At 43.9% G+C, this 10590-nt stretch carries 9 protein-coding genes; 5 read left to right on the top strand and 4 right to left on the bottom strand.

Going from position 1 to position 10590, the window contains the following annotated elements:
* Positions 1 to 169: 169 nt before the first annotated feature.
* Entirely contained in the window at positions 170 to 1552 is a 1383-nt protein-coding gene (locus tag WMO75_RS04340; RefSeq protein ID WP_118252674.1) for an MATE family efflux transporter, read from the top strand.
* 94 nt (positions 1553 to 1646) lie between these two features.
* Here the strand turns inward: WMO75_RS04340 and WMO75_RS04335 are convergent, their stop codons facing one another.
* Genes WMO75_RS04335 through WMO75_RS04325 form a run of 3 tightly spaced genes read right to left on the bottom strand, consistent with a single transcriptional unit; the run spans position 1647 to position 6951 of the window.
* A complete protein-coding gene (locus WMO75_RS04335) occupies positions 1647 to 2606 on the bottom strand; it encodes a DUF3878 family protein (RefSeq protein ID WP_118699044.1) in 960 nt (319 codons plus the stop codon).
* Positions 2607 to 2616: 10 nt separating this feature from the next.
* Positions 2617 to 5802: an SbcC/MukB-like Walker B domain-containing protein gene (locus tag WMO75_RS04330; protein ID WP_118699043.1), complete on the bottom strand. Its 3186-nt coding sequence runs from the start codon at positions 5800 to 5802 to the stop codon at positions 2617 to 2619.
* A complete protein-coding gene (locus WMO75_RS04325; protein WP_022214530.1) occupies positions 5803 to 6951 on the bottom strand; it encodes an exonuclease SbcCD subunit D in 1149 nt (382 codons plus the stop codon).
* Positions 6952 to 7273: 322 nt separating this feature from the next.
* Between WMO75_RS04325 and WMO75_RS04320 the strand changes: the two genes are divergently transcribed.
* Genes WMO75_RS04320 through WMO75_RS04310 form a run of 3 tightly spaced genes read left to right on the top strand, consistent with a single transcriptional unit; the run spans position 7274 to position 9265 of the window.
* A complete protein-coding gene (locus WMO75_RS04320) occupies positions 7274 to 7756 on the top strand; it encodes a nucleoside deaminase (RefSeq protein WP_118699042.1) in 483 nt (160 codons plus the stop codon).
* Positions 7757 to 7810: 54 nt separating this feature from the next.
* Entirely contained in the window at positions 7811 to 9088 is a 1278-nt protein-coding gene (locus WMO75_RS04315; protein ID WP_118699041.1) for a cytosine permease, read from the top strand.
* Between the two features lie 3 nt (positions 9089 to 9091).
* Positions 9092 to 9265, top strand: coding sequence for a hypothetical protein (locus WMO75_RS04310; RefSeq protein ID WP_158565305.1), 174 nt, complete (start codon positions 9092 to 9094; stop codon positions 9263 to 9265).
* A 96-nt stretch (positions 9266 to 9361) separates the two neighbouring features.
* Here WMO75_RS04310 and WMO75_RS04305 read toward each other — a convergent pair whose 3' ends face one another.
* Positions 9362 to 10111, bottom strand: coding sequence for a GntR family transcriptional regulator (locus WMO75_RS04305; protein WP_158565306.1), 750 nt, complete (start codon positions 10109 to 10111; stop codon positions 9362 to 9364).
* A gap of 232 nt (positions 10112 to 10343) precedes the next feature.
* On the opposite strand from WMO75_RS04305, the gene WMO75_RS04300 reads away from it, so the two are divergent.
* Positions 10344 to 10586: a type II toxin-antitoxin system RelE family toxin gene (locus WMO75_RS04300; protein WP_022214525.1), complete on the top strand. Its 243-nt coding sequence runs from the start codon at positions 10344 to 10346 to the stop codon at positions 10584 to 10586.
* The last annotated feature ends 4 nt before the right edge of the window (positions 10587 to 10590 follow it).

The following is a 10590-nucleotide window of genomic DNA, read 5'->3' as shown; positions in this document are numbered from 1 at the left end:
TTTATTCAGAAGAAACAATTCTTCGTGACAGCTCAGTTAGAATACCACTATAAAACCAATCTGTCAACACCTTTTTTCACTTTTTTTCTTTTTTTGTGTTATACTTGATAGTATCTCCCCAAAATGGGGCGAACATACCACATTACTATAGAAGAAAGAGGTTTTTATCTTGAAACAGCAATCACCCCCTTCAACATCAACCGCAGCAAATCCACTGGGTTCTGCCCCTGTTGGCAGTCTTCTTGCCAAATTTGCAGTCCCTGCCATTATCAGTATGCTGGTCAATGCTCTCTATAATATAGTAGACCAGATCTTTATCGGTCAGGGTGTCGGCATGCTTGGAAATGCCGCTACCAATATTGCATTCCCGGTTACGACGATCTCAACTGCTGCCGCTCTGCTTCTGGGAATCGGTGGTGCATCCAACTATAATCTGGAAATGGGCGCAGGTAATGAGCACAAAGCAAGCGAGATCGCCGGAAGCGCACTTTCCACACTGGTCATCACCGGAGTATCCATTGCCGCAGTCATTCTGATTTTCCTGCGGCCGCTGCTTATCTTTTTTGGCGCGACGGATACTGTTATGCCTTATGCAACAGATTATGTAAGCATCATTGCGATCGGTCTTCCGTTCTTTACTTTATCCGTCGGCGGAAATCATCTGATCCGTGCTGACCGCAGTCCTACTTATTCCATGACCTGCACCCTTACCGGAGCAGTCATCAACACCATCTTGGACCCGTTATTTATCTTTGGTTTCAAATGGGGCATCAAAGGTGGCGCCTGGGCAACTGTGATCGGTCAGATCGTATCTGCATTTCTGGTCCTGCTTTATTTTACAAAATTCCGCAAAATGTATCTGGACCGCAAAATGCTAAAGCCACAAATACACCACCTCAAAGCGATCACTTCACTTGGAATGGCTTCCTGCATCAATCAGATCGCAATTGCAGCTGTTCAGATCGTAATGAACAATATCCTTCGCTATTATGGATCAATTTCTGTTTATGGAAGTGATATTCCGATCGCATGCGTCGGAATCGTATCCAAAGTAAATATGGTCTTCCTGGCAATCTGTATCGGAATCGCTCAGGGTGCACAGCCAATCTGGGGCTTTAACTACGGTGCACGAAAATTTGACCGCGTTCGACAGACATATAAATATTCAGCCACCGCCTGTACGATCATTGCAGTGATCTTTTTCCTGTGCTTTCAGTTTTTCCCTCATCAGATCGTGGGAATGTTTGGCGGCGGAAGTGATCTGTACTTTAAATTTGCGGAAAATTATCTGAGGATCTTTATGCTTCTCACTTTTGCAAATGGCATTCAGCCAATGTCCGCAGGATTTTTTACTTCTATAGGAAAAGCAGGACTTGGTATTATCATGTCCCTTACGAGACAGGTGATCTTCCTGCTTCCACTTGTTGTGATCTTTCCGAAGTTTATGGGAATTGACGGCGTAATGTACGCAGGGCCAATTGCTGATGCGGCGGCTTTTGTACTCGCAGTCGTGTTTGCAAGAAGGGAACTCTCACAGATGAAAAACGAGTAAATCAGCGGACTTGCCACTGGCCACTGGCACCTCCTCGATATGCAATGCAACAAAAAAGCCGGAGGGGCAGGTACAATACCCGTCCCCCTGGCTTTTATTTACAGGCATATTCTTCGACTTCCACCACCACGTCGCCCCTTTTTTCTTTCCATATCATAAGATACACTTTATACCCCAGCGAATCTCGCGCGATCGTAAAAGGCTCTTCTCTCAGAATATCTGACTTATATCCCTGTTCCTCCAATTCCTGCTGTCTTTTTCTCGCCATTTTCAGCATCTTCTCATATTTCCGTTCCAGCTCATCCCCAAGAAAACGCCGTGGATACTCCGCTGTTGCTTCCCGCAGTCTCCGTGTCAGCAGATCCACAACTGCAGCATGTTTCTTTTTATGAAGCATGGCTGCAATTCTTTTTGCCCGGAATTTTGTCGGATGTTTCCGATATGTTTCCAGCTTTTTTTCGAGAGAAATATCTCCGCACTCAGCAGAGAGTTCTTTCATATAAGTAATGGCTTCCTCCGACGGAACCCAGGGATCCTCCCGTGGCACGATATACTTTTCCGGAACTGCCGGATAGCAGCAATAATTTAATGGAGGAAACTCTACAAGTGCTGCCAGACGTTTTTCTTCCTCGGTGCAGTATTCTTCGCCAAGATAATCGTACTTATCTCTCAGAATCGCAAGCCTGTATTCGAGCTGCCTCAGATATTCATATCCCTTAACCCAGAAATGTCCGGTGTACGCATATTCATACAGATGCACTTCCAGATCCATCTTTTCAAAAAACAGCGTCAGGACTGTCTCTCCCTGTTTCACCACCAGCACAAATTCCTCACCCTGTTTGTTCAGAGATGCTTCCAGTTCTCCCTCATACTCCGCATGATATTCGCCTGTCATCCGGGCATCCCGGAAGACCAGAAAGCTCTCTACAGCATCATTCATCAGGTATACCAGCCGTATATCCTGTCCTCTGCCTGCTCCGCTTTCTGAAAAAATCAGCTCAAACTGATCCTGTTCCAGAAGCTGTGCCAGCTTTTCCAATGTATTTTCTGTCATTCTTTCTTCCTTAACTGATCTGCCATCTTACACGGCTTCCATTTTCATCTTTGTTTACGATCAGCTGATCTTCTATCTCCTGTTTAAGTTCTGTCACATGGGAAATGATTCCGATCAGTCTTGATCCCTCAGCCATCTCCTGAAGGACTTTTACCGCCTGGTTGCGTGAGTGCTCATCCAGTGAACCAAAGCCTTCATCTATAAACATCATATCCAGATTGACCGCCGCAGAACTTTCCTGGATCTGATCTGCCATTCCAAGTGCAAGTGATAACGCCGCCATAAAAGATTCCCCTCCGGAAAGCGTCCGCACTTCCCGTTCTTTGCCGGTGACTGTAGAATATACCATCAGATCCAGTCCGCGATTTTTACCTTCGCCTGCTTTTTCCAAGTCATACATCCGAAATTCAAACTGCCCTGCAGACATCTCCTGAAAACGTCGGTTCGCCGCATAAAGGATCCTCTCCAGATAATATCTCTGGACATACGTTTCCAGATCCATACGTGCTCCACTTACATTTCCTGATGTCATCCGATACAGAGCATCGATCCGGGCATGTTCCTCCACAACTGCCTTTCGTTCTTCCAGTCTGGATGAAAGAGCAGCCAAAATCTCTCCATCGTCTTTGCTGTCCATACGCAGTTGATTATAAATCTTTTCTGCTTCCAGATATTCTGTCTCGGCCAGATCTCTTTCCTTCTGAATTTCTTCCAGGACTGGCCGTCCGACCTTCCCAACTGCATTCTTTGCAGAATCCTTCCTTGCCTGCTGTGCCGCTTTCTTTTCATAATAAGTATTAACTGTTTTCTGAAATTCTTCTGCCGCCTCACGGCTGTAAGCCTCTGCAAGTTCTTTCCATTCTTTTTCCGTCATCTGCTTCGTGCTCATTATTTCTATATAAGAAGTTTTTCGTTCTTCCACGCACTGTTTCTGTGTCGGAATTTCCTGTTGATAACGGCCGATCAGTGTCTCTGCCTGCTTTTGCGAATTCACAGCTTCTTTTGCTTCTGCCGAAACCTTCTGATATGTTTCCTCCGCACGCTGTTTGCTGCTCACTGCCTGATGCAAAGCTGCCTTTGCCGCTTCTTCTGTCTGAAATTCTGCAGAATCTTTCAGATTTTTCAATGTAGCCTCACTGCCTGCCAGTTTTTCTGCCGCTTCTTTTTCTTCTGTCATACATTGAGTATACGTTTCCCGAAGTTTTCGTCTCTGTTCTTCTATATTCTGAAGTGCCTCACGGAGTTTCGCCAGAAGTTTCGCGTCTTTCTTTAACTTGTTCAGTTCTTCTTCCAGCTGCTGCTTCCAGTTCTCCAGCACATGGTCCATTTCTGTCACACTCGACTGCTCTGTTATAGAAGAAATACTTTTTCCCAGACGTTCCTGAAGTTTTCGTACACTGCCAATGTAGGTCGTTTTTCGTGTCTCATATTCTGCTCTTGCCGCCGCGACATCTCCTGCCGATTTCTCCTGCTTTTTGCGAAGTTTATCCACATTTATCTGCATATTCTGGAGTTTTTCTTCGGAGATATCCACATATTCCACAGCCCTTTTATGTGGATTCGGATGTTCTGTCGAGCCACATACGGGACATGGTTTTCCCGGTTCCAGTTCTTCCGCAAGAAAACCTGCCTGTGCGTTCAAAAAACGCTGTCTCATACTCTCATATTTTGTATTTGCCGCATTATAATCTTCTGTTATTCTGACATAATCTTCTCTTGCTTTGATCGCTTTTTTGCGGCACTGCTCTGCCTGATTTCCAAGTGTTCGAACGTCAGAAATTTCCTGCGAAACAGCATCTGCTTCTTCCTTTTTCCCCTCCGCAACTGCCAGTTTTTTGTCCACTTCTGCCAGCTCTTCACTCTGTATTTTCCACTGTTCAGCTTTCTGCTCCAGAGTTTCCTGCTGCTGCTGTGTTTTCTGCGTTTTTCTGGTCGCTTCGTTGTAACTTTTTCTGTCTGTTTCTGTCTGTATAGAAAGGTTTTTTATCTGCGTCAAAACCTCTAATGACTTCTGTACTTTCTCAGATATTCTGCTGTGATTCTGCAGCTCCTGATCGTATGTCTGCTTCGCCTGTTCTTCAGCACTTTCGGCTGCTTCCCGCGCGTTTTTCAGCATTGGCAGGCGTTTTTCCTGACTCAGCAGTGCTTCTTCCAGATCTCTCAGATGTTTCTGGGCATCACTCAGAAGCATATAGTTTTCCCTGATCTCCCAGGTATCTCTGATACGTCCGAGCAGCCCCTGCATCTCCTTTATTCTGCCTTCATCAGATGCATATTGCTGCAGTTTCTGTTCCGCATCTTCGAGCTGTACAAACCACTTCAGAAGTTCTTCTGCTCTTGTATATGCCTCTCTTTTTTCATCTCTTTTTTTAGCCGCTTCCTGGTATTCTTTTTCCGCCTCGCGGGTATGTTTTCCCAGCCAGTCACATAGTATTTCCAGCTCTTTCAGGAAATCTGTGAGGCGTGTCATCTCACCTTCTTCAAGTTGTTTTTTCAACTGTTTGAGTATCTCTGATCCGTATATTTCAGGTATGCGGATCCTGCTCACTTCGCTCTGACACTGTGTTTTCAAAACAGCGATCTCTTTCTCTTTTGCACGCTTCCGATTACCCAGTTCTGCCACGATCTCCTGGTACATTTCTGTATTAAAAAGCTTCCGGAAAATCACTTTTTTGTCATCGGATCTTGCCCGCAGAAGCTCCATAAATTCACCCTGTGCGATCATCGCAACCTGCATAAACTGCCCCTTCGTAAGTCCTGTGATCTCCTGTAATTTCCGGTCAGTTTCTTTGGACGGATATTCAGTCCCATCCGGCATAATGAGACTTACAGATCCCGTAACTTCTCTCTGTTTTCCCTTCGCCGCACCTCTGGTGATCATCTTGAGATGTCTCGGAACGCGGCGCACGGTATACACTTCCCTGGTCTCGCCCTGTCCCTCTGCAAAGACAAGTTCCACAAACGGTTCCTGCGCAAAATCCACATACTGACTCTGCAGAACAACGCCGTCTTTCTTATTTGTCGAAGAACTTGCCTCCCCATATAAAGCAAATACGATCGCATCAAAAATAGTCGTTTTCCCCGCTCCGGTATCTCCCGTAATAAGAAAAAGATTCTGGTTTACTTTCTCAAAATCGATCACTGTTTCCTTACCATAAGAGCCAAATGCCTGCATTTTTAAGCGTAAAGGTTTCATCTATTTCACCCCCTGAACCGTGTGAAGTACATCCTGCAGGATCGTCTTCTCTTCCTCATCCAGATCTTTTAGAAAAGAGCAGCATAACTCATAAGGGTCAAGCAGTTCTTCCGTCTGTAACGTTCTGGTATAATCAGCTTTTCTCAGATTTTCCCTTCGGATCTCCAGCAGATTCGGAAATGCCAGCCGGATGCGCTCCTGCATATCGATCACGTCAAGATCTGCTTTATCTGTCAAAATGACTGTTACATAATCTGCACAGGATTCTTCCAGAACCTCTTCCAGTGTTCCCTTTACAACCTTCACCTGACGCAGTGGTTCAAGTGATAAGACTGTTGTTTTGACTTCGCCTTTTGCGCCCATTTCTACCATTATGATCCCTTTCTGCTGCTGTGCTTCACTCACAGAGCAGGCGAGAGGTGTTCCGCAATAACGCCAGTTTTCGCTGCCAGCTTTCATTGGTTTGTGGATATGTCCAAGCGCCGCATAATCAAAAATCTCCAACACATCTGCGGAAATTTCATCGATATTTCCTACCGTGCAGATTTCTGATTCCATTCGCTCGATCTCATCTGCTTTCTTGCCGACAGGAAGATAAAACTGGTGGCTGACGAGTACATTTCTGTCATTCTCATCAATTTCCTCACGCCTGATCAGTCTGTGCAGGGTTTCATTATAAGAAAGATTATTTCCATTCTCGTCCACCCCCACGACCTGTTTGACCATAGATGGTTTTACAAACGGAAGCAGATAAAAATTCACATTTCCATATGTATCATGCAGAACGACTTTTTCTATATATTCTGCCTTTGTTCTCGGTGGCTGACCGATCATATATACCTTCTGTCTGGACAAAACATTTCGAAAACAGTTGACCCTCGGCGCACTGTCGTGATTTCCGCTGATCATCATGATCACCGCATTCGGAACAGTCTCCGTCAGTTCTTCGAGAAACCGGTCAAAAACTTCGACTGCTTCGGCAGACGGAACGGCTTTATCATAAATGTCTCCCGCGATCACAACCGCATCCGGCTCTTCCCGACCTGCTGCCTCGACGATCTTACTCAAAATATATTCCTGATCTTCCCGCAGATCACGGTTCATTAATTTCAATCCGATATGTAAATCTGATAAGTGAAAAAATTTCATAGTCACGTTCCTCTCCGGCAGTATTTTCTGCCTGTTACGATTCACCCTATTCATGGCACTCTCTGTCTCCATCATAACATCTTAGCTGTCTGCCTGCATCTTTTTCTTTCGCTATTTCTCAACAAGGAACTTTTTTATGTCGTTTCTTTTGCCTTTTGCACAATTTACTTATTCTAAAACCGATATTTTTCAGCTTTTATTAGTTACTTTTTACAAAGTTTTTTTGTCTTATTGAATTTTTTTGTGTATTATGATACACTTTGTTAAAAGGTATTACCTCATACCAATAATATCAAAAAATAAGAAAAAGGAGCAGCAAAACATGTATAGAGAACATGAATATTACCTCAAACGATGCATTGAAGTTTCCAAAGCATCTAGAGAACACGGCAACACACCATTCGGCGCAATCCTCGTTGATGAGGATGGAAACATCCTGTTAGAACAGGAAAATGTAGAGATTTCCACTCACAAGAGCACCGGACACGCTGAAACACAGCTTGCAGAAAAGGCATCCACCATGTATTCCAAAGATTTTCTCTGGAAATGCACACTGTATACAACCGCAGAGCCATGTGCAATGTGCGCCGGCTGTATTTACTGGTCCAATATCGGCCGCGTCGTTTATGCAATGACAGAAAAGGATCTGCTGTCACTGACCGGATCTGATGAACAGAATCCTACCTTTGATCTTCCATGCAGAGATGTTTTTGCCAGAGGTCAGAAGGATATCCGGGTGATCGGACCATTCCCGGAACTTGCACCGCTTGCAGCTGAAGTTCACAGGGGATTCTGGAACAAATAACTTATGGGATCAGGGATTACAAAAACTATTTTATTTTTTTAGAGGGTATTTACTATGGGAAACACAAACAATACTAACGAACAGGATACAGAGTTCGCACTTTGTACCGTTCCTGAGAATGAGCGAAAAAGCTATTTCAGTCTGACGATCGTCTGGACTGGATTCGTATTTGTTATTACCAGTATGATGGCAGGAGGGGGATTATCTGCCGGGCTGGATTTTAAGGGAATTTTACTTGCTGTTGTACTTGGAAACGTCTTTTTGAGCATAATCGCCGTGGCTGTCAGCTATATTGCCAGCAAAACAGGCCTTACCTTTGCTCTGCTTACCAAATACAGCTTTGGTGAAAAAGGCTCCCGCGTTGCTTCCATGTTTGTACCTGTCGTAAACATCGGCTGGTATACCATTCAGGCAGCAACCTACGGACATTTTATCGCCCAGGCATTTAACTGGAGCGGAACTGCTGAATTATTCTGCATGGCTGTCAGTGCAGTTATCATGGGGATTTTCTCCATGAAAGGCTACAAGGCTATCAGTATTCTTGGATACATTGCAATCCCTGCAATCGTATTCCTGTCACTGGCAACCTCCATCCGTGCAGTAGGCATGGTTGGTGCAGACGGCATCTGGAACCATGTTCCGACCGACAGTATTTCTATCGGAAGCGGAATCACGATTGTAATCGGTACCTGGATTCTTTCCACTGCTACCTGTATCGCAGATATCATGCGCTATGCAAAATCTGCCAAATCTGCAATCGCAGCTACACTTACCGGACTTCTGGGCGGAAATATTTTTATGATTCTCTGCGGTACACTGACTTCCATCGCTGTTGGAGACAGTGATCTGACAAACGTACTGTTATCCATGGGTCTGCTGATTCCATGTCTGATCCTGATGACTACCAATATTTTTACTACCAATGCATCAAACCTGTATTCGACTTCACTGAACCTGTCCAACGCATTCAAGATGGACCGTAAGAAGATTATCATTGTGATCCTGATCATCTCTGCCGGTGCAACGCTCTGCAGACCTTATCAGATCTCATTCCTGTTTACATTCCTGAACCTGCTTGGTACTATCGTACCTCCACTTCCGGGAATTATTCTGGCTGACTATTTCATCATTCATCATGGAAGTTACGCCAGACTTGAAGGTGTGAAATTCCACAACTTCAACATTATCCCGTGGATTGCATGGGTTCTTTCACTGGTTCTGGTATTTACACTTCCATTTGGACTTCCGTCCCTGAATGGACTGATCCTCGGTGCAGTCATCTATACTGTACTTATGAAAATCACCAAAAAACAGGTTATCAAGGAGGATTAACTCATGGAAGAACTGAGAAAATATAAAATCGCAGCACTTATCGGAATCATCGTCATGGGCATCGGTGCTTTTATGGCGTGCCTCTGCACAACTTCATCACTGATCATGACAGGAAATGTTTTATTGATTGCCAGCATCTTTGTTCTGATCTACGCTTTTTCATCCTGGCAGCCGTAACAGAAACAATACTCAGCTTTGATAAATTTTTTCCTACCAAAAAAGAAACAGATCTTCTGTTCCGCACAGAGGATCTGTTTCTTTTTTATTTACTGTTCAAAAAATTCTTTTACGGATCTGGGAATACTTCAGTATAGAAGTATTGATATATTCACGAATATAAACACTCTCCCGGTTCTTCTCATCATAATTTACCGAACTCAGAAAAAGAAATGGTTTTCGCTCCGGAAAACCTTTTACTTTCATTCCTCTCGGCAGTATATCATCGCTCAGGATGGTATCGATCTCCACCTTATCCCAGGCAATCCTTCTTCCGGTTTCCTGATAAAGAAAATAGAAAATACTGTCTTTGTAGTTCTTCAGTTTCTCCAGTGCCTCCTCAGAAAAAATTTCTGTCGACACATAATCGTAGCTGATCACGCAGGGATGTTCATCCGCATAAAATACCTTAAGTGCACTCCAGACCTGTGCTCCCGGTGCCAGTCTCAATGCTTCCGCTACTTCTTTTTCGGCCGGCTCCATCCGAATTTCCAGTATCTCCATCCGTGCTTTATATCCACTGCTCTCGATCAGATCCGGAAAATGGATTGCCTGGTCAAACCGGCATGCAATTTCCCGAAAGTGCGGATTGACAAAAGTACCTCTTCCATGAACCCGGATGATAATTCCCTCTGCTGCCAGATCATCCAGCACGCTTCGAAGCGTCACCCTGCTGATCCCGAGAATACGGCAGAGTTCCTCTTCCCGCGGGAGTTTGTTGGCTACATCCAGATCCAGAGAATGAATATACTCTTCCAGTTCCGCACGAACCTGAGATTTAAGATTAATCTTTTTTATCTGTTTCATTATAATCATCAGTTCTTTCTGGTATATTTTCTTTTCTGTAAATAATAGTACCACAATTTCCTGATATATGAAAAGATTAGATTGATACTTTTATACTACAACAAAATTACTATCCCAATTAACTCCCATATATATTGACGTATTCTCATGTTTTTTTTATAATCAAACTACACCTACATAAGATAAAAAATCAAATATGATTCGACTATAATTTATGTAGGGAGGTTTTCTATTGTTTCAAATTTCATATTCCAAAAAGGCAATCAAATTTTTAAAACGCCAGGATATTCCTTCGCAGAAAAGATTGATAGCAGCCATTTCCAGACTTCCGTTGGAGGGTGATATAAAGAAATTACAGGGTACCGACGGATATCGTCTTCGTGTAGGAAATTTCAGAGTTTTATTTAATGTTAATGGTATCATAATAGATATCATCGATATCGGAAACCGTGGTCAGATTTATAAAGGAGTGTGATACT

The organism is Blautia intestinihominis (genome assembly GCF_040096655.1).
Classification (GTDB): domain Bacteria; phylum Bacillota; class Clostridia; order Lachnospirales; family Lachnospiraceae; genus Blautia_A; species Blautia_A intestinihominis.
The sequence above is the reverse complement of the archived record's forward strand: the minus strand, read 5'-3'. Positions and strand labels throughout refer to the sequence as shown.